Genomic DNA, 25,825 nt, shown 5'->3' with positions numbered 1-25,825 from the left:
GCTTTTAAAGCTCTTAGGCTTCTGTTTCCACGATCCAAGTGTCTTGGTCTTCGAACAATTGCTCAAGCAACCCACCCTCGATCAAATAGTCCTCTGCGAAAAGTTCATGCAGAGTCAGGGATTTCTTAGTCAGTTCTTGGTAAGAAAGTGTGCGCTGCACATACTCTTCCTTAGACATCTTAGGGCGAATCGGTGGCTTCTCTAAAACTTTTTGACCGTACAAAAGAGTGTCATAGCTATAGCTATTGAATACCAAGGCTTCACACGCCGTGTACGGAGAGTTCGTACCTAGATTGCTGGCACTGAGTGGTGCACGTTGGTTGAAAAGGTCTACGACCATTTTCGCGTCCCCGATCTCAGTGTTCGCGCGGCAATCTTTCCAGTACTGTGTATCCAGTTGCTTATTGTATTTATAGTGAATACTTAGGAACCAACGGAACGTGTCCCACGTTGCTGCGATCTCTTGATTGATAGCTGCAATACTTGAAGAGTCCTGGTGATTATTTGGCATTAATTTACACAACGTCATAATGCTATGAACGGCGGTTTGGATTGCCGTTGATTCCAAAGGTTCAACAAAGCCGTAAGCATTGCCAAGACCAAAGACATTTTTATTCCAAGCTTGCTTGTGGCGACCGGTCCGGAACTCCACCATTTTGTATTTTTCAAAGTGACCGAATCTTTCACGGGCTTCTTTCACCGCTTGAGCTTCGTCACAGTAATCTGTCGAGTGCACATAGCCGTAATGGTTTTCTGCGCGCATTGGAATCGTCCAGCACCAACCGTTCGGCATCGTCGTACATTGTGTATAAGGTCGGATGTCATTGTTGTTTGGAAGGTCGAACGTCAAAGCCCGGTTGTTACGAAGCGAGGACTTGAATGAAATGAATTCTGTTTTCAAGGCTTGACCTAAAATTCGGGAACGGAAACCTGAGCAGTCAATATACAAGTCGAACGAGTGTCTTTTGCCGTCATCTGTTTCCACAGATGTTACAAAGTCATTGTCATCCAGGTGAACTTTTTCAACCACAGCATCGATAATGGGAATCTGACGCTGTTTTACAATCTTATTTAAGAACCCAATCAAATTCTTGTTATCGATGTGATAAGAAAACGGAATGCTTTGAAGCAAAGAGATCATCTCTCCGTTTTTCTCGCGAATCACCGGGATTTTATGATGATCCATCAGCACCGATGCCCAGTTGGCATTGTTGATATGATCTTCATAATAGTAACTCTCTTGCTGATGGCCCGCAAAAAAGTTGAAATTAAAGTGATAATCTCCGGGGCAACCCCAATCAAAACGAATACCGAGCTTGAGGGTCGGCTCCACAGCTTGAAAGAATTCTTGCGGATCAATTCCCAAAGTTCTGTGCAAAAAGGGCACGATCTCTGTTGTTGTGCTTTCCCCCACACCGATGACTGGAATTTTACTGGATTCAATAACCGAAGTTTGAATTTTAGGATGCAATTTTTTAAGAGCCAAGGCCGCAAGGTAACCGGCCGTACCACCACCCAAGATACCGATAGATTTGATTTCAGTCGCTGGATATTTAGGGAAATTGAGATAGCTAAGATCAAAAGCCGTTTCGACAAAATCATTCAAAGACGCCATGGGAAAACCTCGTTTAGATAGGTCCTCTTTATCCCATAACGCCCTTAAAGGTTCAAAGGTCTTTACGACTCAAAGAATTTTTGCTGCCACTTCGCCTGGCGCTCCTCAGTGATGCCATACTCAGTGAGTAAAAATTTCTGGATACTGCCCGCTTTACTCTTCATTTCTTCGATGGCAGCGCTTAAGAAACTTTCATGGGCTCCCATCATGTATTGGAATCCCTCCATCGCTTTATCTGACAAAATACTCTTAAATTGAATCATCAGGCCATTGCGGAAAGGCTCAAGTCCCGTCTGAGTCAGCAAGTAATCTTTCATCACTTGGGATTCATCGATTCCCAGTCCCAAAAGCATTAAAGCAGATCCTACACCGGTGCGATCTTTACCAACTGCACAGTGCTGAAGCATGCCTTTACCCGACATCTCATCCATCACCGCAAACATGCGACGATAAGCAGAATTATCAAAGGGCAACTGCCGATACAGCTTTTCCATGTAGTGCGGAGGAATATTTTCTAAATGCTCTTTGGTAAAGAACGAGCCCAAGTTCGCACTCATTCTGTAGGCGACGGGATTTGCGGGACAGTTTTCGTATGAAACGCCTTCCCACAAAACATCTTTATCATGAGCGGCTTCTGATGGATCACGGAAATCAATCACATGCCCGATTGTCGTTTGCAACAATAACACATCATCTGCTGTGAGCTTTGATAAAGCCCCTGAACGATAGAATTGACCAGATTTAAGCTTATGACCTTGAACAGACAATTGACCGCCCAGATCGCGGAAATTGATAGCGCCTTTAAGATTCAATGGAGGCTCCTTAGATTTTGATACGACTATTTTAGCCCGCGGCAGTAGCCCTAATTCAAGTCCATAATCGCGTAAACGTAAAAGTGACCGTCTCTTATTTCGTACTTTACGTCACAGCCTAAAATATCGAAGCCGTATTTCTGGCCCCAGCTTTTTTCATCAGTGATCGGGTCTTGGCGCTTTTGAAAAGCCGGACGAGGGTCCAATTCAAGAATACTGATAATCAGACTGCGAAGGTTTTTCTCGTTCGAGGGATCGCGCTTTTTAATTTCCGCCTCAGCCTCGTCAGAAAACACCACGTCTGTTCTTTCAATAGGATCACTGGCCCAACCCGCATTCGCTTCAGGAATCGAGTCTGCGTAAGGAATATAGGGCTTAATATCAAGCACCGGAGTTCCATCGAGCAAATCCACACCATGAACGTGGATTTCAGGTCCACCCTTCGCATCAAAATCAATTTTTTCAATTTTTACAGCCGACATTCCAATTGGATTCGGTCTGTGCGGAGAGCGCGAAGCAAGCACACCCACTTTACGATTGCCACCTAAGCGCGGTGGACGAATGCTCGGTTTCCAGTTTTTGCCACCGTGTTCGTGAAATACAAACACGATCCACAAATGAGAGAACTCTTCCATGCTGCGAATTGCAGTTAACAAATCCGGATTAGGTAGAAGCTTGATAATGCCCTTAGCGGGATTCGCAAGCCCCGGCTGGCGAGGAATCCCAAATTTATCATGAAAGGGCGTTTGCACATGCCCTACCGCTGAAAATTCAAATTTCTCTCCGTGCTTTTGCATGGTGCCAGGTCCTATTTACGTAAGCGGTGCGTTTAAGAAGTGTGCGGGTCCATTAGCAAGCAGCGCTTTTATGCGCCGCTTACGTAAATAGGACCTGGCACCTAATTCTGCACGCCGATTTTGATTTTCTCGCCGTCGATATCACTGTCGTCTACATGGGCACCTTTTGGCGTGCCAGTTAGAGGCAAGATATTCAACGTGTGAGTCAAAGTTTCTGACGTGATCATGTCCTTGTGTGCGTTCAAAGCGTCAAGCAAGGCGCCGTCGCAGGCGATTTCTAGAGTGATTTTGTCATCTAGTTTGAAGTCCGCTGTTTTACGAGCGACTTGGATCTTACGCATGATTTCGCGAGCTAGGCCTTCACGTTCTTGTTCTGGCGTCACAGTCGGATCCACTTCGATGGATACCACTTGGTGAACTGACAAATTCGCGTTGCCACCTTTAGGAGCTCTGCGGATTTCTACGTCAGCCAATGTGATTTCTTCGCCGTCAACAGTCACTGAACCACCTGTTTCAAGTTTCAAGATGCTTTCAAGAGGCAAGGCCATAATGCCGGCGCCAACTGATTTCATCTTAGGCCCCAAGCGTTTACCCAGTACTGGGAAGTTTGCCTTCGCAGTCACTTGAACGAATTGGTCTTCGTTCGAGTTATAAACAACTTTGCGGAAGTTCAATTCATCAACAAAGAACGGTTCGAACTTTTTCAAAGTTTCAAGCAACGCCGCACTTCTGTGGATGATTTTGATTTCGTTCAACGGGATCTTCGCCTTAACACCGATTTTTTCACGGTGATTACGACCCAATGTCACCAATGTATCCATCGCCTTCACAGCTTCTTCAAGCTCCGGGCGAAGCATAGAAAGATCTTCCGGTGGGAAGCTTTCCAAGTGAACGGAGTCTTTTTTATTCGGAAGAACTTGAGACAAGTTTTTATAAGTCACTTCCGACATGAACGGAGCAAATGGCGCCATCAAACGAGACAATGTCACAAGAACTTCATGCAAAGTCTCGTAAGCGTAACGTTTCGTTTCAGGCATGCCTTCTTGCCAGAACAAAGAACGATTGAAACGGATGTACGTGTTCGTTAGATCCTCGATGAATTGAAGCAAGTGAGGAACAACGTTGTACAAGCGATAAGCGTCCATCTCTTTGTGAGTGTTCGCAATCAAACCATTCAAACGAGAAAGAACCCATTGGTCTAAAATATTCGGAGATTTCTTAGCATCACCTTTTGGAACAAAGCCATCGATGTTGGCATAGTTCGCAAAGAATGAATAAGAATTCCACCAACGAAGCAAGATTTTACGAACGATATCGTAAACGCCTTTTTCAGAGAATTTCAATTCCTGGGCTTTCACAACCGGAGAATCGATCAAATACAAGCGAAGCGCATCCGCACCATGCTGATTCAATACTTCCATTGGATCAGGATAGTTTTTCAAAGACTTTGACATCTTACGACCGTCTTCAGCCAACACCAGACCATTCACAACGACGTTTTTGAATGGAGCTTGGTTGAACAAAGCAGTTCCAATAATCGACAACGTATAGAACCAACCACGCGTTTGGTCCAAGCCCTCAGCAATGAAATCCGCTGGGAATGCTTTTTTGAATTCTTCCACGTTCGCATCAGGGAATCCCCATTGAGCGTACGGCATAGAACCCGACTCAAACCAGCAGTCCAAAACGCCATCAACGCGTTTCAAAGCAGATTTACCCGTTGGAGACGGGATCGTGATTTTATCCACAAATTCAATATGCAAATCTTCAACTTTTTGACCTGACAGTTTTTCAAGCTCCGCACGGGAACCCACGCAGATCACTTCACCTTCTGTATTTCTCCAGATAGGAAGCGGAGTGCCCCAGAAACGGTTGCGAGAGATCGCCCAGTCACGAGCACCTTCCAACCAATTCCCGAAACGTCCATCACGAAGATGATCAGGAACCCATTGAGTTTGCTTGTTGTTCGCGATCAATTGCTCTTTAATTTTTTCTACAGAAACAAACCAAGAAGAAACCGCACGATAGATCAGCGGAGTATCGGAACGATAGCAGTATGGGTAACTATGTTGGATCGTATCTTGTTTGAACAAGTTCCCTTTAGCTTTTAATGCCGCGATGATGTCCTTATCAGCTTCCTTTACACGCTTACCTTGATAGTCAGGAACTTCCGCTGTGAACATACCATCATCGTCCACGGGGTTTACCAATGGGATGCCAGCCTTAGCACAGGCATAGTAGTCTTCCTCACCGAACGCGGGTGCCATGTGAACAACACCCGTACCGGATTCAGTCGTCACGTGTTCAGAAGAAATAATACGGAACGCACCTTTTTCAGCGCGATCACCAAAGAATGGGAATAGAGGTTCGTAAGTCAGACCTACAAGCTCTGTCCCTTTCATCATTTGCAGAACTTCAACTTCCTCATCTGGTTTCTTAAACACCGATGGAAGCAATGCTTGCGCCAAGATCAACTTACGACCTGTCGCTTTTTCTTGAACCTTGACGTAGTCCATTTCCAAACCAACAGCCAAAGCCATATTGGATGGAAGAGTCCAAGGTGTGGTCGTCCAAGCCATCACGGCTGTATCAGGTTGGTTGATGAGTTTAAACATCACCGTAATCGCAGGGTCTTGAACCATTTTATAGTTTTGATTCGCTTCAAAGTTTGAAAGCGACGTCGAGATCCCTACAGAGTAAGGAACTACTTTGTAACCTTCATAGATCAAGCCCTTTTTGAAAAGCTCTTGAAACACCCACCAGACAGACTGCATGAAGGACACGTCCATCGTGAAATATGGATTTTCCATATCCACCCAACGACCTACGCGACGAACCGTGGTTTTCCACTCTGTGGAGTAACGTTTTACAATCGAGCGACAAGCGTCGTTGTATTCAGCCACACCCATTTTGAAGACGTCTTTGCGAGATTCGATTTTGTGAGTCTTGTTGATTTCATACTCGACCGGAAGACCGTGGCAGTCCCAACCGAAACGACGTGGCACTGTGTAACCCTTCATTGTCCAATAACGAGGAACAACGTCTTTCAAAACACCTGCCAGCAAATGCCCATAGTGAGGAAGACCTGTTGCAAACGGAGGACCGTCATAGAAGCTGTAAGTTTTTTTACCCTGAGGATCTAGAGTCTGTTGGAAAATTTTTTGCTGATCCCAGAAATCAAGAATGCCTTCTTCTTGCTTGGCAAGTTGGACATCGGGTTTTACTGCTGTATACGGAGTCGTTTTGGAGGTGTTTGCATTCGTCATAGGTCCTTAAGATTTATCAGGTTTTGCCCGATCTTGCACCCACTGAAGGCACCGACCTCACGGAATGCGCAATGCATCAAAGGTCTTTTTCAAGCATCTCCATCAATCCTGGGAAGCGTTTCTTTACATCCTGCAGACGTAAAGAGACAAAACGACGCGTTCCCTCGTCGCGAAAACGAATCAAACCAGCCTCGCGCAGAATTTTTAAATGATGAGAGAAAGTCGCCTTGGTAATGGAATATTCAAAAGTCCCGCAGACTTTTTCCTCCCCCTTCATGGCCAGCAGCTGTTTAACTGCAGAGATGCGCACGGGATCGCCCAGGGCTTTTAAGACCTGTTCCAAACTGACATCTTTAAGTTTCGGGTGAGTGATCGTTTCCATTGTTAGATAAATATCTAACATTAATCTTGTAATCCCACAAGCGCAGAGTATAACGGATATTGTTCGATATCTATCGAACAATAAAATACTCTCCGGCACCATCGGAGTTCATAGGAGCCTCAACATGAGCCAAGTGTTCCACCCCACTGCGGAAGTCCCCGCCAGAACATTAACCCTGCTGTTAGGCCTGACGGTCGGCGTGATCGCAGCCAATCTCTATTATGCACAACCACTCGTGGCGATGATCAGCAAGGCATTAGGCATTGCTACATCTTCAGCAGGATTGGTCGTGACATTCACCCAAGTCGGATATGGATTGGGAGTTTTACTTTTAGTTCCCCTGGCTGATCTTTTAGAAAATAAGAAATTAATCATCACGTTGATGATGGTGGCAGTAATAGCCCTTTTAGGTTTGGCATTTTCAACCAGCGTTATTCCTTATTTTACAGCCGCTTTCATTCTGGGAATCGGCACTTCTGCAGTGCAAATCGTGGTACCGTACGCCGCCCACATGACATCAGAATCCCATCGCGGTCGTGTCGTGGGAAGCCTTATGAGCGGCCTCATGCTAGGGATTATGTTATCCCGACCCATCTCAAGCTTACTGACAGATTTACTTTCGTGGCATGCCGTATTTTTCTTATCGGCAGCGTTTATGACAGCGATGGCTTTTATTCTATATAAATTTCTGCCGCCGCGTAAGCCAGAGCACACCGAAAATATCCGCTATGGAAAACTGATTGCTTCCATGGGAGAGCTCTTTGTGACGACGCCAGTTTTACGTCGTCGCGCCATCTATCAAGCCTTTATGTTTGGAGCCTTTTGCCTGTTCTGGACGTCAGCTCCCCTTTATTTAATGAGTGAGACTTACCACCTGTCACAAACAGCCATTGCGATTTTCGCCTTTGCCGGCGTGGCTGGTGCGATCTCTGCCCCCTTTGCAGGAAGACTGGCCGATAAAGGCATGAGCACGTCTGCAACGATTGTGGCCATGCTTGCGGCCATCGCCTCGTTTGCAGTCACTCACATACTGGAGCCGGGATCCTATGTGGCCTTAGGAGTATTAGTGTTTGCAGCGATCTTACTGGACGCTGGAATTACCGCGACGCTTGTGTTGGGCCAAAGAGCTATTTTTTCTTTAAAGCCTGAATACCGAGGCAGACTGAATGGCCTTTACATTGCGACGATCTTTGTTGGTGGAGCTGCTGGCTCCTATGCTGGCGCATGGGCTTATGCTCATGGTGGCTGGATGATGACTACAATTGTGGGGGCACTATTCCCTGCGACCGCCCTAATTTATTTCTTTACAGAGTGGCTGACAGGATTTCGCAAGAGTCAGAAATGAAGACTCTAGATCTTAATGTCTTGTGACTGTGCTGGCAAAATTCTCACTTGGTTCAATTGTGAACCAAGTGAGATCAGAAAAATTAGATTCTCGCTCTTATTGAGCCATTTTTTTACCGTAATTGGCACCCAAATACGTGATCAACAGATCACCAAACTGCTCCGCTGACATTTCTGCTGTTTTCGCAGACAAGATAACTTCATTTACCATGCGCACACCTTCAGACGTCGCAGGGTTTTTTCCACGAACCAAAATCACACGATAGATAAGCTCATGCAGGATCGCCACAGCGCGATCTTGGGCTTGCAATTTATCCCAGTAGATTTTGTTGATTGTATAATAAGTTTTCTTAGGAAATTTAGCGGGTCTTTGCACAATCAAAAGTTCCAATGTGCAATCTTTTTCTGGAAGAACAACCACGCCAGAGTCATCCACAACACTTGGAAGGTAACCGTCGACAAAGTTTGCGTCTTCGATGAATGTGCTCAAGTAAGTATTCAGTTCCGTGTACAAGGCCGGAGATAAATTTTTAATGCGCTCCAAGTAAGCTGCAGCGATCGAAACCTCGACGGGACGCTCAGAATTGTAAGCACGACCTACGCCCGCACGTTTCCAATCCCATTTATAGCGCAAAGCCATTTCAAAACGATCATAGAAACCCATAACAGTGTCTTTGCAAAGCACGACGTTCCCGGCATTACCAACATACGTCCACGCTTGAGCCATTGTCGGGAAAGCAATCGAACCAACAAGCAAAACACTTACCAAAAATTTATTCATTACGCCCTACCCTCCGTTACTGTGATTGGTACCAATTGAACTGCTAAGCTATACACTTCCGTTGTGTCGCCTTTATCCATCAACTCCGCCATGCGCACGTTGAATTCAGCAATGATCTTTTTTGCCTTCGCTAGATTTTTAACGTTGGCTGGGAAAACCATACTCGTGATGCTTCTCGCTTCTACAGAATCACGCTGCAACGATGCGACAGAGCGATCGATGATTTGACGGTGGAATTCACGGATCACTTGAGAGGGAACTTCGTTTTGAGTCGTGATGTTTGTGTAAGCCGGTACGTAACGACCGTCTTCTTCCACCACAAGACCTGCATCCAACAATCGGTTGAGAGCGCCCTCAGCTTGCAGTTGAGAAATTTCCAACCGAGATACAATGCTATTCACTGTGTGATCGAAACCTTTAGTTGAGATCAAGTTAAAGATCGCCAAATGTTCCCAATCTGAAATCATCGCGAACTCATCACTTGAAACTGAACGAAGTGTGGATACCGGTTGAGCTTTCTCAGCCGCAATCAAAGATTGCATGCGGGCCTTATCTTCCGGTGAAAGTTTCAACAACTCGGCAATACGCTCGGTCACTTTTGTCCCAGGAATATATCTTCCATGGATCAGCTCCCACAAACGTCCTTGCGTTAGAGAAAGATCGCGAGCAAACGCTCGCATAGAATACTTTGGATTCTTGCGGCGGCGATTTAAGAAAATCTCGTTAAAGAAATTTGATAGTTCTGATGTTTTTTTAATTGATGTATTCCCCATGAATACAGCTAACTATTTCAAAACAGAAACAATCGCAACGCAAATGCCATGCTGCTGCGACTCCAATGGAGTCGCAAATTGAAAATTTTGCATTCGTGGAATCTAGTGGAATATCTAGAGGTTAGACTCAATTGTCAGGTTTTTGTTAGGAAACAATGTAGAGATATTTTGTTTACTAAACCAAATCTGGGGAGATTAATTTTTAAGCAGCAAAAAACCCTCCACCTGAAAGGCGCGCTGAGCACGCTTTTCAGGCGCTACCACCGAGATGAATTCATATTAAGGTTGAACTTTAGAGATTTCGAGCTCCCGGAATGCATCGGTTTGATCATCATAAAAAGACAACTGACCGCCTTCCAAATCGAAGTAAACGCCGATCAACTGCAGGCCACGACTTTTGATGGCGAAATCGATAAATGGGAAGGTGCGCAAATTTTCGATCGACGTCACGATCGAAGTTTTTTCGCACTCCCGACAATGCTGATCAAGATCCGCATTTGGATGCGCTTTCAAAACTTTTTCTTTCGCTTGTCCCGCAATTGTCATCCATTGTTGTACGAAACCACCTTCGCGAACAGCTTCGGGTTGAAACAAAGAACGAATCCCCCCGCATTGACGATGACCTAAGATCACAATGTTTTCCACTTGCAGATTTACGACCGCGAATTCGATGGCAGCGGAAACCCCGTGGAAACCCATATTCGATTCAAAGGGCGGAACCAAGTTAGCAACGTTGCGAACAACGAAGATTTCTCCAGGTGAAGAAGAGAATAAAATTGCCGGATCGACGCGCGAGTCACTGCAAGCAATCATCAAAGTTTTTGGACTTTGACCTGTTGCCAAGGCGTCATAAACAGAGTGATTGTGCTCTTTAAAGTAACGCTCTCTAAAACGGCGAAAGCCGACCATCATTTTTAGAATTTCTTTTTTCGTAAGCAGAGATTCTTGAGTCATGCACAAATGTGTAATCCCTCGTTAGGAATTGTACAATTTGGGGTTTAACTCTAGCTATGCGCGTCACAACACTCCATTCGCGATTGTTCCATTTCAAAGGTTTCACGAGACAATTCTTTGGCGACCTTCATAAGATTTTTCCAGTCCCTCAACCTATTTTACAAAAGAGCGTTCAATGAATCTGAAGAATTTCGTCTGTGGAAGCCTTCTTGTGTGCGCAATGACGGCTTGTGGACCCGAAAATAAAAATCTCAAAGAGTATGATCACGACTCCAATACTATCTTATGGGAGAACGTCAGCGCTGACTATAACCCCCAAGTTTCACAAAATGATATGGATGTAAAAGACGTCCAAAAAATTATCGTCAATGTCCCAAGCGCAGCAGACAAAGTGAATGTGATCTATTCCGCAACTCTACCTGCAGATACCGCGATCATTAAGGTCTATACTATAAGTAAGGATTCACTCACCTCTTCAGGCCTTCGGCGTGGGCGCGTGAACAATATCATTGAAATGTCTGATCGAACGCAAAGCTGCAACTTAAAAGCAGCAGAAGGTCGTATCAAATATTTAAAAGGTTACTGCTATGCACGTATTGATGTTCACTTGCGCGAGGGTGCTGCCATTGAGGTCTATAGCGGCTCAAGAATCATCACCAATCACTTTCAGACAATTTCGTTGGTGGAGCTGATGAGTCGCATGCACGAAAGTCAGGATGATACTTCCCGATTACAGAATGTGGCGGACTTTGCGGCTTCGTATTCCGAAACATCACAACGCGCTAGTATCTATACGTCGGATTTAACAGCAATCCTTCGTCAGTTTCAAGCAACGGCTCCAAAACTGCAAACCCTGCGCCTGCTTCACATCTATGTCACGGATCGCGATCAATTAGAAAATATGATTGAAACTGAATTTGAATACTTTGATAGAGCGGAGGCCCGCAGGATTGTGGGCCTTAGTTTTTAGCTCGAACGAGGCATTTAGCATTTTTTGAGGACTTGCCGTCCTTCTTTTTAGAAGCGCAACCTTTTTTAGAAATTTCACTGGCACCAGATACCGAAGCAGGCTTTCTGCCTTTGGAAGCAGCTGCTGATGAAGCTTTCGCGACAGTTGCTTTTGTCGCCACTGCTTGTTTCGGTGCACCGGTCGCTTTTGCTACTGTAGGCGCTGCGGCTGCAGCTGGAGCAGCCGCAGTTGTCGTTGTTGTATCTGCCTTCAATGTGACATGAATAGGCGCAGGCTCAGCAGGAGTTTGCGACACAGGTTTAGGCGTTACTTTTTTAGCGACAGGTTCGGCTTTCGCTGGCAACTTTGGAAGTTTTGCGGTTGGATCAACATCCAATTCTTCTGACTTCTTGTTTTTACCTTTTTTATTATTCGATTTGGCGACATCACCCGCTTTCGACGAGTTCTCTGCAGAGCCGTCGTCGTCATCAAAGAATCGGTGGCGAACTAATTCTGAATACTGATCAAGAACTGCGACCTCGCCGCGAATTTGACAGTCCGTATTTGAACCTGGACTGCAGATTTTTTCAACGCACTTACCGCGCAATGAAGCTAAGGCGTTTCGGTTTTGAGCACCGACACAACGAGTGGTGACGACTTTATTTTCGTCATTGATTCGTTCGGCTTTACAGAGCTCTTGATTTTCGCCGTCACCAAAACAACTGGCAACAACTTCAGGAGTTTTTACTTCTTGGTTTTTGTGGGCGCAACCAAAGCAAACAAGGGTCGCCAGAACAACAACGTACTTTTTCAATGGGATTCCCCTTCTGGTGTTCTTCTAATTTAACAAATTATGGTTTGGGAGGTAAAGCGTTCCGCCAATTGGCTTTCAAACTGAGACTAAAATAGAGTTCCTTGCTTTTTACTCCCCTCACAAAGGCCTGAAAGCGAATCTATTAAACCTAATAAGCATTATATGCGTTTCCAACAACCGTGGGATAAAGCATACTGACCCCTATGAAGCGAATCCTGCTAACCGGCTTTGAACCCTTTGGGGATCAGGTCATTAATCCCTCTGAAAGATTGGCCAATAAACTTTCCCGTACAGTGAACGGGATCGATCAGCTTATCTTGCCGGTCAACTTCGATTCTGCATTTCAGACTTTGCAAAAGCACTTTGAAAGCAGCGGGTCCTTTGACGTGATTGTGATGCTCGGGCAAGCCGCGGGCCGCAGACATATCTGCCTGGAACGATTTGCTCACAACTGGATGGAAAACAGAAAAGCCGATAAAACAAACCCCGTTGTTCCAGCTCAAAGGATTTTAGAAAATCAACCCGATGCAGTGATGACATCCCTACCGGTTGAAAGCCTGCGCGATTCCTTAAACACATGGTTAGAAAATGATCCTGTCAGCGTTTCACTCTCCGCAGGGAACTATGTTTGCAATAACCTTTATTTTAAAGTTCTAACCAATATCAAAAACACTCCCGCTGTTTTCATCCATGTACCCTTACTTCCTGAACAACTTAAGGATGGAGAGACTTTTCCAACCATGGAGTTCGACACTCAGTTACTCGTTTTAACAGCTATCCTTGAAACTCTGAAAAAATAGATTTTTCATTTGGCTACTTATCACTGCAGCTCTAGACTTGGAATCAGGCATTGTTCCAAGGATTGGGTATGGCTAAAAAAAATAGACGTTGGGTGATTAAAGCTGGAAGTAAAATGGTCTGTGATGGCGGTCCGCTGCTTATGCGCGCTTGGATGCTGCAGGTAGCTCAGCTTAAGAAAAAACATAACATCGACGTGATTTGGGTGACTTCGGGAGCCATTGCCTGGGCCGTGGCTCGTACCAACTTTAAATCTACAAAGCGAACGCTGCCCCAAAAACAAGCTTTAAGCGCCATCGGTCAACCGTTGGTCATGGACCAGTACGTTTTGGCTTTGCAATCCGCGAACCTTTTGGGATCGCAAGTTTTGTTAACTGCTGGAGATATGAAAGATCCGGTTCGCCGTAAGAATTTGCAAAATACTTTGAGTGAATTAGTTAAAATGAAAGTCATCCCTATCTTAAACGAAAACGATGCGGTAGCGACGGAAGAGATCAAGTTCGGTGATAATGACTCATTGGCTGCGAAAGTGGCTGTGATGATGAAGGCGGAGCGTGTCGTGCTGATGACGGATGTGGAAGGACTGTTTGATTCTGATCCGAATAAAAATCCTGATGCGACACTGGTGCGTTATCGTCCAAAGGTTGGCAAGGCTGAATTCGCGTTAGCCGATCGCAAGTCCATTTCCAAAGTCGGCACGGGTGGAATGTATTCAAAATTACTCGCGGCAGAAACTGCTGGAAAAAATAAAATTATCACTCATCTGGTGAAGGGCGACATCCCAAACAACTTACTGCACATCGCACAAGGCACAAGTATTGGAACTCAATTCGGAGGTCGCCATGAACTCGCAAAATGATTTGATGTTGGCTGATTTAAAAAAGGCCGCTCGCGAGCAACGAAAGCTTGAGAGTGCGATTAAAAATAAAGCTCTTTTAAAAATTGCCGAAAAACTTTCCCATGCTTCGAGTGACATTATTGCTGCGAACAAAAAAGATCTGGAGGCGTTAGCTGCAGACACTGCAGCTGCATTTCGTGATCGCCTGACTTTAAATCCAGAGCGTATCGATGGAATGATTGAAAGCCTTAAGCAAGTTGCGGCCCTGCCCGATCCTGTTGGAGAGATGATCGATAAGCAAACTTTGAAAAATGGATTATTACTTAAAAAGGTTCGCGCCCCCTTGGGTGTGATCTTTATGATCTTTGAATCACGTCCAAATGTAATTCTGGAAGCATTTTCATTAGCGTTTAAGTCTGGCAATGTGATTTTGCTTCGTGGTGGGTCTGAGTCTAAACACTCAGCCTCTGCGATTTACAAATTGATGCGTGATTCTTTGGCTGAGGTGGGCTTTAAGTTCATTCCATTTCATGGTGTGGAAGATTATGACCGGGGCTTGGTCGAGCAGCTTTTAAAGCGCAAGGACATGATCGATATCGTGGTTCCTCGCGGTGGGGATAAGCTGATTGATTTCGTTCAGCGAACGGCGCTAATGCCAATTATTAAGAATGACCGTGGCATGTGCCATACATTTGTAGACGAAGACGCTGATTTAACAATGGCGGCAAAAATCGTGGCGAACGCCAAAACTCAACGTCCTGGCGTATGCAATGCCCTAGAGACAGTTTTAGTTCATGAAAAAGTGGCCGCTCAGTTTTTGCCGTTGCTGTATGCGGAGACCGACTCTAAGAAACTTCAGTGGCATGCGGACAGCGCTTCATTGTTCATCTTGAAAAATCACGAACGCGTCAGCTCTGCAAAGCCTGAAGACTGGGACACGGAGTACTTGGACTTGATCATAAATTGCCGAGTGGTTTCTGGCATCGACGAAGCCATGGCCCACATCGAAAAACACGGCAGTAAACATTCAGAAGCGATCATCACGAAATCTGAAGTTCACGCTCGTTTATTCCAACAGGAAATCGACGCCGCCGCCGTTTACTGGAACGCCTCCACCCGCTTCACTGACGGCTTTGAATTCGGCCTAGGCGGAGAACTCGGTATCAGCACCCAGAAGCTGCACGTGCGCGGCCCCGTGGGCTTGCGTGAGTTAACCAACGCACGCTGGCTCATAGATGGCACAGGCCAAACCCGCGGATAACGCGGATAACTAGGTCCACCCAAAAGGTAGTTACTTACCTATCGATGTGAGTAGCTCTCTTTTAGATAAAAATCTTTACGGATTGAATACCAGAACTAAGAACACAAAAAACAGAACCAAGTGAACTGTTCCTTCAAGCATTGTGGTTCTTCTATTCGAAAACGTCAGAGTACTTAGGATGAGTGTCATCCCCAACAACGTGACTTCTCGGGGTGCAAGTCCCAGAACAACTTTTTGACCTGTGAACGATGCGATCGCAAGGATCACTGGAACTGTGAGACCGACTGTGGATGTCGCAGCTCCTAAGCACAGGTTGATAGTGCGTTGGAGGTCGTTACGCGCAACCGCACGCAAGGCGCTGATACCTTCTGGTGCAAATACGATGGCAGCAACAACCACCCCGCCCAGAGCTAATGGCAAGTTCAAGGCTTTGATTTCAGCGTCCAAGATTTTTGCGAGCCCCTTTGATAACAATACTATCGGCAAGATATTCGCTAACAGCAAAGTTACGTGGATTTTCATTTTGGACCAATTCATCGGGGGCCGTGGAGCATCTATGTCTTCGTCGACTTTCCCCTCGATCTGATGAACATAGAAAGCACGGTGCCGACCTGTCTGCGTAATCAAGAAAACGCCATACAATGCGATCGAGAAAATTGAAAAGTACGTAGACTGCCAAAACGACAATGTCCCAGATTCAGTAGATGTAGTGAAGTTGGGCAAGATCAATGCGATACAGGTTAATGGAATTAACACAGACAAATAGGAAGCTGCTCCCTGAAGGTTGTAGGATTGCTCGCGGTGTTTAAGACCACCGATGAATAACCCAAGCCCTACAACGCCATTCATAACGATCATTAGAACCGAGAACATCGTATCACGCCCCATTGTAGGGGCTGCGTTTGAACCAAGCATGACGGCGGCGACCAAGGCCACTTCGATCACGACGATTGATAATGTCAGAATCAAAGTGCCATAAGGCTCGCCCATGAGCTCCGCAAGTTCTTCGGCCTCGTGAACAACGCCAAAGGCAGACCACAAAATCACTGCAAAGAATAATGTAAAGAGAACCATTAACATCGCAGGCGAGGTAACGGTGTCCATCCAACTAGAAAGAACAAGGAAGTATAAAAGGACCGAGCCCCATGAAGTTACTAAACGGAGATTTGAAAGATTAAACACGCTCTGCTCCCTTGTTGTCAGAATCTATTTCCAAGGGAGCAGCGGGTTATGTCAAGTTAAAGCACAACGTTTGTTGATAAGAACTTGGAACTATCCTGATGCAAAATTCCTTGGATCACCTTGCGGCCTGCCTGATCTTGTTTCGCCGCAACCATGCAGCGAATACTGAAAGAACGAAGAGCATCGTAAACACTTAAAGTCCCTTCAGCAGAATTCTTGCGACCTGTGAAAGGATAGACATCGGGTCCACGTTGACACTGGCTGTTGATGTTGATGCGACAAACTTGATTGCTCAAGCGATCAATCATTTGCCCCATATTCGTTGCATCCTGACCAAAGACGCTGGCTTGATTGCCGTAAGGAGAATTCAGAATATATTCTTCGATTTCTTTAAAGCTTTCGTATTCTGCTAAAGGAATCACGGGACCGAATTGTTCTTCGATGGCAGCTCGGGCCGTCAAAGGAACATTTGCTAAGATCGCTGGGAAGAAAATATTCCCTTTAAGCTTTCCACCTTGTTCGGGATTGGCTAGCTTTGCGCCTTTTGCAACCGCATCATCAATCAGCCCTTGCAGATATTTTGGTTTTTCTGGATCAGGAAGTGGTGTGATGGAAACGCCTTTATCCCACGGCATGCCGGGCACCATGCTATTCACCTTCTGCACAAGTTTTTTAGTGAACTCAGCTGAAATCTTTTTATGCACGAAGATCATTTTTAGAGCTGTACAGCGCTGCCCGTTGAAAGACAAAGCTCCACGCACACATTCATTCACAGCATTATCTAAATCAGCATCTTCCAAAATAATCGCAGGATTTTTTGCTTCCAAACTTAAGATACTGCGGAAACGGAAAGGCTGAGGATGGGAAACCTTAATTTGATTTGCCACTCGGCTGGTTCCGATAAAGGCCAAGACATCAATTTTACCATCTTTAACCACTGGATTTACAATTTCGCGACCCAATCCGTTGATGATGTTGACGACGCCTTTAGGAAAAGCTTTCTGAAAAGGTTCAAGCAGAGGCTCCCACAAGAGCTGTCCATAGCGGGCAAGCTTCACCACTACTGTATTCCCCATAATCAAAGCAGGAATCAGAGTCGTGAATGTTTCATTCAAAGGATAGTTAAAAGGACCCATGCACAAAGTCACTCCCAGGGGCGCTCTGCGAATTTGCGCCATGACTCCCCCAGAAAATTGAAAGCGACTTGCTTCGCGGTCCATGTTTTTTACTTCATTCACCGTATCATCGATGTACTGAATGGTCCGATCAAACTCCCCTTGGGAGTCTGCCCAGTTTTTACCAATCTCCCACATTAGCAAGCGGCAGATGAGTTCGCGTTGTTCAAGCATTCCGTTTCTAAATGCGATGACGGCGTTAATTCGATCCTCCATACGAGACGTGGACCAATCGCCAAGCCCCTTTGCCCAGGCTTGGGAGGCGCCCTCGACTGCTTCACGCAAGACATCCGCACTGACATGAGGTGTAGTCCCTATCTGTTGGGGTTTCCCGTCATCTGTGCAAGTTGAAAACACGGGTTGTCTTTCATATCCTTGTTCACGAATTTCGCCGTTAATCAGGATTCGGCCGTTAATTTGAGGAATACCGGGGAATGCAGGAAGATCGTAAGTCATCTAACAGATCCTTTCAAAGGTGATACTCTAGGTTGTTCCTAGCAGCAGATCTGCGCAAGATTTTTTCCCGTGTTGACCCACAGGCTAAGAAAAGTTTTAATACCTTTCAAAAGAGGTTCGTTATGCGAGCAAAGGTCCACAGAATAGATGGTCATCATTTCAAGTTTGAAGTTCGCGGCATGCAGGGAGATATTGATGTTGCTGCCCCTGAAGTAAAAGCACAAGGCCCCAGTCCCAAGGAACTCATACTCGCTGCACTTTGTGGTTGCACAGGAACCGACATCATCGACCTGATGGCCAAATTCAAAGTGACTTATGAAAGTTTGGAATTGGAAGCGCGTGCAGGCTTAACCGACAAACACCCAAAGATCTTCAACCGCATTGACTTAACTTATTCTGTCAAAGGTTCTGAGATAGACGCAACTCAGGTTGTTGAAGCTGTGAAACGTTCGACTCATCAATATAGCGGGACGGCAGCCATGTTATCAAAAGCAGTTCCTATCTTTTACACCGTGCAAGTAAATGGCGAAACCGTCGCCACTGATCAAGCACAATTCGCCTAGAAAAAAAGCCCCGGGAGACAACCGGGGCCTTTTCAGTGCGACCGCTATTCGAAGTGCGGGTACACAAATAATTTGAAAATAATTAAGAGAACGACAAGCACGCCTAGGATAATAATTCCGCGAGAATTTTGTCTGACAGCCGGTGGCGCATTTTCAGGAGTTTTTTCCATATAACTCATTCCAATCTCCTTTGCGTTCGAGCAAAGGCAAGCAGCATCACACTCTTTCGAGTGAAAATTTAATAATTTAAATTAACTGAAGAAGTTAGGCGTTGAATGCTGGCGGCGCGCGAGATTGCGACCAATTGAATTCGACAAGACTGTGATAACGGTAATAAACAGGATCCCTGTGACCGTAGTGGAGTTCAGGTTTTTCCAACGTAAACTCATTGACGGTTGAAAATTCTGTAGGAAGACGATCCGTGTTTTTAAAGAAACGAAGAGGGTTAGAAACTTCGAAGGCCAATGAAGGACTAGGAACCAATCGTTGAACAGAAACGATTTTCGCATCAGAGCCGCCCACGATCTCCACTTGCGGGAAGCTCGCAAAAAACAAAAATGCTAAAAGAAATAAAAAGCCTGAGAGTTTCACAGACGTCCACTCTAGCAGTTTAAAAAAATCTTGTCAAAAAAAGGGGGACTATTCCCCAGCTGCGATCGCGGATGTGGAGCTGACGTGAATTGTGATCGTTTTGGCATCTTGCTGTGCACGATATTCTGCAGAGCCACTCACCAGAGCATATCCGCCACCTAGTACCGCCATCACCAAAATCAAAAAACCGAATGCCTTAAGTCTTTCCATGCTGGCCAGTATACAAGGGAACAGAGATGATACCTAACACCCTTCTCAGGTCGGTACGCAAAATTCAGGAACGTCTAAAAGTTGGCGATTATTTATTTCACATTCTCTAGACAAACCGTCTAACTAATCGACATTGAATTGCCGGAAACAACATCTTACGATTTATATATGAACGGAAATCTAAAAAAACTCATCATGGGTGTTATCGGGCTTATTATCGTCGCAATAGGTGCTCGTTATAGTTATTATGGCTCTTTAACCCGAAACTGTATTTACACGGAGGAGGAAAGAACTGTTTCTCCCCGTTTTGTGAGTGCTCAAATTTCCTTGATTCGCCAAGCAGCTGTGATCAGCGGGAAGCCTGCGGAGTACGCTTGCCTGCCAATCATGAGTCAATACACGAATCATATCGTCGAAGTCCAATACGCAGGCACTGAAAAAGGTCAAAAGTCTTTGATCGATGAAAAATCAAATCTAGAGTTTCAAATCATCAAATACGTTTCCGTGACTAAGCACGGAATCACAACCATGGATTCAGGCTCAGGCCCCGTCGATTTTTTAATACTGAAAGATCAAAATGGCAAAATTTATCGCGTGGCTACTGTCAGCCTTGGCATCAATCGCGACAGCGATGAATTTTTAAAAGCATCAACTAGCGAGGGGGACGAGGTTCTTTCTCCAGAAACGGCATTTCTAGAGTAGCCCCCAGTTTGTCGAGTCCCTAGACACAGACGGCGTTCTTGAGCATCAGGGTCCCTCTGACTCTTTTAAAGCCGCTATATCGCTGCTGATCGGCCCCCGTTATGGAATGACTCTCGCAAGATGCACAAACGATGGCATTGAACCTTCGTCGCCTTGTTGCGCCTTTAATTTTGCTACTCTCTTCTGTGGCCCACAGTTTTGTGGAGCTTGAGGACCGCCAGCCCTTAGACGTCGAAGGCGGAAGGCTTACACCTTATTGGGCACAGGAATATATCGGTGCGGACCTTGTGAAAGAAGAACTTCGCCGGATCAGTGACTTAAAACCAGTCCCCTTTGCCATATACGATGGGGGCTTTGAAAAACAGTACATCCATCTTTTACGGGATATTCCTGTCGACCGCGAAGAAGACCGTGGCAGAAAGATGCGCGCTAACCACGGGACTAAAGTTGCTAATCTCATCAACGGGCGTGGAATGATCTCCGTTTCAGAACTCGTTGATTACGTCCAACTTCGTCGAGTGAATCCCGGTGCGTTTTATTTCCAAGCTATCGAAGAAATCTCAAAATTACAAAATCCTCCCATGATCATCTCGAATTCCATGGGGTGGCCAGGGGAAAAGGTCACAGCCCTTGCCGAAAAACTAGATCATCAAGGTTTGATCTGGGTTTTAGCGGGAGGTAATAACCATCCCGAGCCCGTCGAAAGCTATGAGCAAACACCACATGTGATTATTGCAGGATCTTATTCTCCCCGTGGGCTGCAAACGATCTATTCGCAAGAATCAAAAGAGCTCGATATCTTAGCTCCCTCTGATGATTATTTGGCTTCAATCAACGCCAGTGGTGAAGCTGATTTATTTGGGGCGACCAGTGGGGCCGCGCCCCTTATTTCTGGAACTATTGCAAATCTTAAGGCGCTGCTGCCTTCGCTAAATCGCGCGCAGGCGGATTTACTTCTAAAAAGAACGGCTCATCCGTCACTACACAGGCTGTATTCAAATATTAATCACGCAGGTCTTTTAAATAGCTATAAAGCAGTGCGTGTTGCGATGAAAGTGCGGGAGCTCTGTGACAGCGAGGCCTCTTGCGTCGCCAAAGAACTAGAGTCAAAACGAAATTTCACGTTTCCGCCATTAGCGATGAGTGACGCAATTAAAAGTGTTTGCAATAATCCCACGCAAGTTCTTAACAAAGAGGACACAGAAACTCTTCGTAAAAACTTTCTGTTGAATTCTGAAAAAGTTGAGTACAGCAAAATGCTAGCTTGCGCTTACCGCAATGAAGGCTATTCCATCAATGCTGATTACTATGAGAACATGGCCCTGATCCGCACCTCACCAGCAAAACTTCAGGATAAAATTCGCATTCAGGCTGGCGAAGCCGTCATTCATAACTATTCAGAAAGTGCTGCCCTTCGAGATTTGAACCTTTTAGATGCCAACTTCAAAAAAGCCTTACAGACGGCGATCAAACAAGACACCGGCCTAGGGCGCTTTAATGCGGAGATTTATCTGAACCGCCTTAAAAGCATTAAACCTATCCAGCTTCCAGCTTATGTTCCTTAGATTGGCAAACCATACCCAATTCGAATCAGTTTAGAGTCTTAATTTGATACAGTACTAAAATCCTCATGCTTCATCTAAAAAACGCCGATTTATCATGCAGGTACTTCTGAAAGGCCATGAAACATGTTGAAGCTTATCGGTAAATCACTCGCCGTTGTTTTAGTTATCGCCTCTATTTTCTGCACAGCTTATGCGGATGATGCGGCAGATATGGCTTCTGCGATTGAAAAAACACAAAACGATCTTAAAAACGCCAACTCCCGCGCAGAGATGATCAAAGGGTCTAGCGACGCGGATAAGGCCGCAGCGCAGGTTAAGTCAATATCGGGTGGCGGAGCGAACGAACAAGACATGTACAGCCTTGCTGCTGACGTTATGGGTAATATGAAGGGTATGTCCCAAGAGCAAATTATGCAGACCATGCAACAAGCCCAAAAGGACCCCGAGGCCTTCCTAAAAACATGGAGCCCCGAGCAACGTAAAAAGCTTGAAGAGCTTTCTGGCAGACTTCCGGCAAGCAAACAAAAAAATCCTTAAATCCCTGGTCTTAAATGTCTGTCTCATGGAACGAGTTTGCTGGAGCAAGCTCGTTTTGTTTTTTTGAGGTCACAACTCCCTAGACAGCCAGTTCCCTACTCTGTCACTTTCAGCGAAATTTTGATTTGAAGATGAAATGAGCGGACTTTCGCTGGGCCAAGTTTTGCTTTTATAGACTGTGAAAGGATCGCAACATGAGTCGCGGAACGCTCCGGAATCACGTTGCGAAAAACACATTATGAAAAAAGCATTTATCATTCTTAATTTACTGATGTACTGCCTCCACGCCAATGCAAAACAGCCCACTATTCTTGAATCTTTAAGCAGTGGTTGCAAATCCCGTTCTGAAAAATTCATTACGGGGATGGATAAAATCAAACCTCGATATGCCTACGCTTATATTAATGACTGGCTGATGAATGTGACATTTGAACTGCAAGACGCTGCAGAAAGAAATGATCAGGACCCTAATATGGCCGTCACGCCTAAAGTTCTCTCGCAGAAATATTGCGAGCAGATTGCCTCCGCAAAAAGTCATGAGTTCGAAGTCTATTACCTGGATAAACAGTTTAAAGATGCGGGAATGAAAAAACTCGAAATCGAGAAAGAACTTTTTAAAGCCAAGTACCTTTTAGACTCTCCGATGTTATAAAGATTCTTTAACGCCGCCCTCGAAATGGGCGGCGTTTTTCATTCTGCCAATGCCGTTACCGGTCACCTGCGCAGCCGCTTAACACTCACTAAACACAAAACACACGAGTATTCACAAGGTTACCTGACCTGTATAGCGGAACCATAATTGCATTTACGTTTAGTATGAAAAAAATCAAACTTTTGCTAGCACTGACATTTGTAGTGATTCCTTGGACCGCAGCACAAGCCGAGGAGCAATCCCTTGAAACCGAAGTCATTGAAAAGCAGTTAGACCCGGCAAAGGTTGCGGATAACGGTAAGACCTACATTCGCTTGGCTGAAGACAAAATCTTTGAACTCGATAGCACTCCTGATCGCGAAGCCATGCGGGAGGCCCTGGGCTTAAAGATCCCAGAAAAACTCCAAAAGCAAATTCTGGCTAAAGGGGGCTCTATTGAAGAGGTCGATCCCTTGGCGCCCTTCGAAAGCATGTCTGAGGAGCAAAAAGTAAAATTTAAAAACATGCGCATTCACTTTTTGACCAATGCCGCACGTATTTTAAATGCATCAAAATTTGCATTAGGCGCAGGCAGCTTGGTCGGTGACGGTTTTAGCTTTATCACAGTAAAAGTTAAAAAAGTCTTCGGTAAAGGTGGAGAACAAGAGCCCAAGGAAAAACGCACCTTCAAGGAGCGCAGCCACCAAGTCACTGAAGCCTTACTTAGAGGAATCGATTATAAACTGTGGTCCCAAGCTCCCTTGGTGATGGAGTCCAATGAATTCGGCATCAGTGTTGCCGCAGGATTTCTAGCAGAAACAGGAATCATGCGCCGAGGTGCAGGCGGTATCGAAGAGGTCGGAATTAATCTTGGATATAACAAGTCATCAAAGGCTTTTGTTTTTGAGATCTTTCACAACTCGGAAAAATTCGATAGCACCAAGGGTGCCTTCACCGTATTTGGCTTAGTCGGTAAAGCAGGTCTGATGATTTCTCGCCGCAACGGTTCCGAAACTCAAAAAGGCAGTGCCTTTTACCCGCCGATGCTTCCCGCCTACAGCATGACATCGTCTGAATATTTCACGGCTGGATTCAGTTCAAGCTTAGGCTTTCCTCCACCGCCGTTTTCCGATGTGATGATGTATACGAATAAATTTGAAAGCCACAGCCTGATCCGTATCACTGTCTCACCGATCGTAAAAGGCTTTGTTCGCATGGAGGTTGGTGACGTCAAAGGCTCGCTCAAACTCTTCGTCATGCGCTTCGTGGATGTATTCACTGCTGTTACCAACAAACTTCGACTCCATCGTCGCGTAGCTTGCAGCGCCGTTTTCTCACAGTAATAATAAATTGTATTTTGTTTTCCATTTTGGTACTCGTCAGGATAAACTGAACACTATGCAAAAAATCGCCACATGGATAGTGAATCATCGAGAGAAAGTTCTAAGATGCAATATTTGGACTGCCGTGATCTTTTGCATCTCCATGTGCGTAATTAGCTTTAGCCGTCTTGATGAACGCTTTCATTTCAATAATGATTTCACCGCTTACAGTATAATGATAGTACTTGGGACTTGCGTTTTTAACGAGGCCTTATTTTGCGACCGACTCCTTAGGGCAAATAAAAGAATTCTAATCATCATTTCTCCACCCGTATTGGCAATATTCACTGTTTTACTTATAATCCTTATTATCAGCTCGCTTACGCGGAGGTCGTTCAATTGGTCACATTTCGGAATCATATTTCAGACTGTTTTTACTGTCCTGGGAGTTCTTCTTACGACGCTGCCTGTGCCTGTTGCCGCCGGACTCGCTCTCCGTTTTCTAATTTTCTCTAAACTATTCGACAAGCTAATGGGACGAGCCGCAAAAAATGAAGAGGGCTTATAGAATAGTAAAACCCCATTTTAATTCAAATTAGTTAGGTTTCTGCCAAAACTGCTTTTGGGACGCATTATTCTCTTGAATGAGCAGAAAATGCTGCCTAGAACGGTCCTATGAAGATATTTACATTTGTTAATTCTTTGATTTTGGCCTTTCCGCTGCTTACGCAGGCCAACTGGACACAGATCTCTGCTCGTGATTTCACTATGCAAGATCCTCCTGTTTCAGGCTCGTCCGTTGAAAAGGCAGAGGTCGATATGATGTTTGATCTGCAAAATCGACGTTCTGAAGCTGAATGTGCGATGGCGGAAAAACAGCAAAGCCCCACCTTCGACGCTTTCTATAAAAAATCTGGTTTATTCACTGCTGACGAATACGCAAAAATTCAACGCCCTTTGGTTCAAGCTTCCAGTCTAGCTTCAAAAATTTCAGAACAGTTCAAAGACCACTATCGCCGCCCACGCCCTTACAGTGACTATTCCCGACTGCGCCCTTGCATACCTCCGCCAGGAGGCTCCAAGTCCTATCCTAGCATGCATGCAGCTGTCGCCATGGTTGATGCTTGCCTTATGGCATCCGTCTTTCCAGACCGCGCTGAGCAGATTTTAAGATATGGCGATCGATTGGGTACTTTACGCACAGTCGTTGGAGTTCACTACCCCTCGGATGTAGAGGCAGGCAAAATCCTGGGCGAGCAACTTTGCAAAATGCTGCTGGCGGATCCGTCTTACACGAAGCTTTTGCCTCACTAAACAGCATGAAGCATTGCGACTAAAAGGCGTCACATTGACTGGTATCCACCAGCAAGGTTAACGTTTAAGTCCCTTTACAAGCTCCTCGGGGAGCTTTTTCTTTTCGGTGCGCGCGGATGGTGGAATTGGTAGACACGTACGTTTGAGGGGCGTATGCGCAAGCGTGAGGGTTCAAGTCCCTCTCCGCGCACCA

At 45.5% G+C, this 25,825-nt stretch carries 26 protein-coding genes and 1 tRNA gene; 13 read left to right on the top strand and 14 right to left on the bottom strand.

The window, feature by feature from the left end:
* Window positions 1–13 precede the first annotated feature (13 nt).
* The 5 genes from B9G69_RS12230 to B9G69_RS12210 form a co-directional block, all read right to left on the bottom strand.
* A complete protein-coding gene (locus B9G69_RS12230; RefSeq protein ID WP_088614854.1) occupies window positions 14–1,615 on the bottom strand; it encodes a tryptophan halogenase family protein in 1,602 nt (533 codons plus the stop codon).
* 62 nt (window positions 1,616–1,677) lie between these two features.
* On the bottom strand, window positions 1,678–2,427 hold the full coding sequence (locus B9G69_RS12225) for a tyrosine-protein phosphatase (protein WP_176400925.1): 750 nt from the start codon (window positions 2,425–2,427) through the stop codon (window positions 1,678–1,680).
* A 50-nt stretch (window positions 2,428–2,477) separates the two neighbouring features.
* Complete coding sequence (gene tsaA, locus B9G69_RS12220; RefSeq protein WP_088614856.1) at window positions 2,478–3,224, bottom strand: tRNA (N6-threonylcarbamoyladenosine(37)-N6)-methyltransferase TrmO; 747 nt, start codon at window positions 3,222–3,224, stop codon at window positions 2,478–2,480.
* Between the two features lie 101 nt (window positions 3,225–3,325).
* A complete protein-coding gene (gene ileS, locus B9G69_RS12215) occupies window positions 3,326–6,490 on the bottom strand; it encodes an isoleucine--tRNA ligase (protein WP_088614857.1) in 3,165 nt (1,054 codons plus the stop codon).
* 76 nt (window positions 6,491–6,566) lie between these two features.
* Window positions 6,567–6,872 (bottom strand): ArsR/SmtB family transcription factor, encoded by a 306-nt coding sequence (locus tag B9G69_RS12210; protein ID WP_088617119.1) that lies wholly within the window; start codon window positions 6,870–6,872, stop codon window positions 6,567–6,569.
* Window positions 6,873–6,996: 124 nt separating this feature from the next.
* Between B9G69_RS12210 and B9G69_RS12205 the strand changes: the two genes are divergently transcribed.
* Window positions 6,997–8,217: an MFS transporter gene (locus B9G69_RS12205; RefSeq protein WP_088614858.1), complete on the top strand. Its 1,221-nt coding sequence runs from the start codon at window positions 6,997–6,999 to the stop codon at window positions 8,215–8,217.
* Window positions 8,218–8,313: 96 nt separating this feature from the next.
* Here B9G69_RS12205 and B9G69_RS12200 read toward each other — a convergent pair whose 3' ends face one another.
* The 3 genes from B9G69_RS12200 to B9G69_RS12190 all read right to left on the bottom strand — a co-directional run bounded on the left by B9G69_RS12200 (window position 8,314) and on the right by B9G69_RS12190 (window position 10,724).
* Window positions 8,314–8,997 (bottom strand): hypothetical protein, encoded by a 684-nt coding sequence (locus tag B9G69_RS12200; RefSeq protein WP_088614859.1) that lies wholly within the window; start codon window positions 8,995–8,997, stop codon window positions 8,314–8,316.
* Window positions 8,997–9,770, bottom strand: a complete 774-nt coding sequence (locus B9G69_RS12195; protein ID WP_088614860.1) for a TIGR02147 family protein — start codon at window positions 9,768–9,770, stop codon at window positions 8,997–8,999. Before B9G69_RS12195 ends, B9G69_RS12200 begins: the two co-directional genes overlap by 1 nt.
* Window positions 9,771–10,049: 279 nt before the next feature.
* A complete protein-coding gene (locus tag B9G69_RS12190; protein WP_088614861.1) occupies window positions 10,050–10,724 on the bottom strand; it encodes a carbonic anhydrase in 675 nt (224 codons plus the stop codon).
* Window positions 10,725–10,899: 175 nt separating this feature from the next.
* Between B9G69_RS12190 and B9G69_RS12185 the strand changes: the two genes are divergently transcribed.
* The gene (locus B9G69_RS12185) at window positions 10,900–11,694 is read left to right on the top strand and encodes a DUF4476 domain-containing protein (protein WP_088614862.1); all 795 of its coding nucleotides are present in this window, start codon (window positions 10,900–10,902) and stop codon (window positions 11,692–11,694) included.
* Here the strand turns inward: B9G69_RS12185 and B9G69_RS12180 are convergent.
* On the bottom strand, window positions 11,684–12,487 hold the full coding sequence (locus B9G69_RS12180) for a hypothetical protein (protein ID WP_088614863.1): 804 nt from the start codon (window positions 12,485–12,487) through the stop codon (window positions 11,684–11,686). The two genes, B9G69_RS12185 and B9G69_RS12180, sit on opposite strands and share 11 nt — an antisense overlap.
* A gap of 203 nt (window positions 12,488–12,690) precedes the next feature.
* Between B9G69_RS12180 and B9G69_RS12175 the strand changes: the two genes are divergently transcribed.
* The 3 genes from B9G69_RS12175 (at window position 12,691) to B9G69_RS12165 (ending at window position 15,384) form a co-directional block, all read left to right on the top strand.
* Window positions 12,691–13,287, top strand: coding sequence for a pyroglutamyl-peptidase I (locus B9G69_RS12175; protein WP_088614864.1), 597 nt, complete (start codon window positions 12,691–12,693; stop codon window positions 13,285–13,287).
* 68 nt (window positions 13,288–13,355) lie between these two features.
* Entirely contained in the window at window positions 13,356–14,144 is a 789-nt protein-coding gene (gene proB / locus B9G69_RS12170) for a glutamate 5-kinase (protein WP_088617120.1), read from the top strand.
* A complete protein-coding gene (locus tag B9G69_RS12165; RefSeq protein ID WP_088614865.1) occupies window positions 14,128–15,384 on the top strand; it encodes a glutamate-5-semialdehyde dehydrogenase in 1,257 nt (418 codons plus the stop codon). The genes proB and B9G69_RS12165 overlap by 17 nt, the downstream gene beginning before the upstream one ends.
* Window positions 15,385–15,459: 75 nt before the next feature.
* Here B9G69_RS12165 and B9G69_RS12160 read toward each other — a convergent pair whose 3' ends face one another.
* Window positions 15,460–16,566 carry a calcium:proton antiporter gene (locus B9G69_RS12160; RefSeq protein WP_217897678.1) on the bottom strand — a complete coding sequence of 369 codons (1,107 nt, stop codon included), beginning with the start codon at window positions 16,564–16,566 and terminating at the stop codon, window positions 15,460–15,462.
* A gap of 56 nt (window positions 16,567–16,622) precedes the next feature.
* On the bottom strand, window positions 16,623–18,197 hold the full coding sequence (locus B9G69_RS12155; RefSeq protein WP_088614866.1) for an aldehyde dehydrogenase family protein: 1,575 nt from the start codon (window positions 18,195–18,197) through the stop codon (window positions 16,623–16,625).
* A gap of 122 nt (window positions 18,198–18,319) precedes the next feature.
* On the opposite strand from B9G69_RS12155, the gene B9G69_RS12150 reads away from it, so the two are divergent.
* Window positions 18,320–18,760: an OsmC family protein gene (locus B9G69_RS12150; protein ID WP_088614867.1), complete on the top strand. Its 441-nt coding sequence runs from the start codon at window positions 18,320–18,322 to the stop codon at window positions 18,758–18,760.
* Between the two features lie 44 nt (window positions 18,761–18,804).
* Here B9G69_RS12150 and B9G69_RS12145 read toward each other — a convergent pair whose 3' ends face one another.
* The 3 genes from B9G69_RS12145 to B9G69_RS12135 all read right to left on the bottom strand — a co-directional run bounded on the left by B9G69_RS12145 (window position 18,805) and on the right by B9G69_RS12135 (window position 19,561).
* Window positions 18,805–18,939, bottom strand: a complete 135-nt coding sequence (locus B9G69_RS12145) for a hypothetical protein (RefSeq protein ID WP_254916804.1) — start codon at window positions 18,937–18,939, stop codon at window positions 18,805–18,807.
* A gap of 85 nt (window positions 18,940–19,024) precedes the next feature.
* Window positions 19,025–19,351 carry a hypothetical protein gene (locus tag B9G69_RS12140; protein ID WP_265437768.1) on the bottom strand — a complete coding sequence of 109 codons (327 nt, stop codon included), beginning with the start codon at window positions 19,349–19,351 and terminating at the stop codon, window positions 19,025–19,027.
* A 48-nt stretch (window positions 19,352–19,399) separates the two neighbouring features.
* The gene (locus tag B9G69_RS12135) at window positions 19,400–19,561 is read right to left on the bottom strand and encodes a hypothetical protein (protein ID WP_176400926.1); all 162 of its coding nucleotides are present in this window, start codon (window positions 19,559–19,561) and stop codon (window positions 19,400–19,402) included.
* A 168-nt stretch (window positions 19,562–19,729) separates the two neighbouring features.
* On the opposite strand from B9G69_RS12135, the gene B9G69_RS12130 reads away from it, so the two are divergent.
* From B9G69_RS12130 to B9G69_RS12100, 7 genes are all read left to right on the top strand, one after another.
* Window positions 19,730–20,263 carry a hypothetical protein gene (locus tag B9G69_RS12130; protein WP_088614869.1) on the top strand — a complete coding sequence of 178 codons (534 nt, stop codon included), beginning with the start codon at window positions 19,730–19,732 and terminating at the stop codon, window positions 20,261–20,263.
* 131 nt (window positions 20,264–20,394) lie between these two features.
* Window positions 20,395–21,828 carry a S8/S53 family peptidase gene (locus tag B9G69_RS12125; RefSeq protein WP_088614870.1) on the top strand — a complete coding sequence of 478 codons (1,434 nt, stop codon included), beginning with the start codon at window positions 20,395–20,397 and terminating at the stop codon, window positions 21,826–21,828.
* A 123-nt stretch (window positions 21,829–21,951) separates the two neighbouring features.
* Complete coding sequence (locus B9G69_RS12120) at window positions 21,952–22,365, top strand: hypothetical protein (RefSeq protein ID WP_088614871.1); 414 nt, start codon at window positions 21,952–21,954, stop codon at window positions 22,363–22,365.
* Window positions 22,366–22,603: 238 nt separating this feature from the next.
* A complete protein-coding gene (locus B9G69_RS12115; protein WP_088614872.1) occupies window positions 22,604–23,017 on the top strand; it encodes a hypothetical protein in 414 nt (137 codons plus the stop codon).
* A gap of 164 nt (window positions 23,018–23,181) precedes the next feature.
* Complete coding sequence (locus B9G69_RS12110) at window positions 23,182–24,339, top strand: hypothetical protein (RefSeq protein ID WP_088614873.1); 1,158 nt, start codon at window positions 23,182–23,184, stop codon at window positions 24,337–24,339.
* Between the two features lie 654 nt (window positions 24,340–24,993).
* Window positions 24,994–25,632, top strand: a complete 639-nt coding sequence (locus B9G69_RS12105) for a phosphatase PAP2 family protein (protein WP_088614875.1) — start codon at window positions 24,994–24,996, stop codon at window positions 25,630–25,632.
* 110 nt (window positions 25,633–25,742) lie between these two features.
* Window positions 25,743–25,825, top strand: a tRNA-Leu gene (locus B9G69_RS12100).

This window comes from Bdellovibrio sp. SKB1291214 (genome assembly GCF_002209355.2).
In the GTDB taxonomy this organism is placed as follows: Bacteria; Bdellovibrionota; Bdellovibrionia; order Bdellovibrionales; family Bdellovibrionaceae; genus Bdellovibrio.
This window is presented reverse-complemented; position numbering and strand designations above follow the sequence as displayed.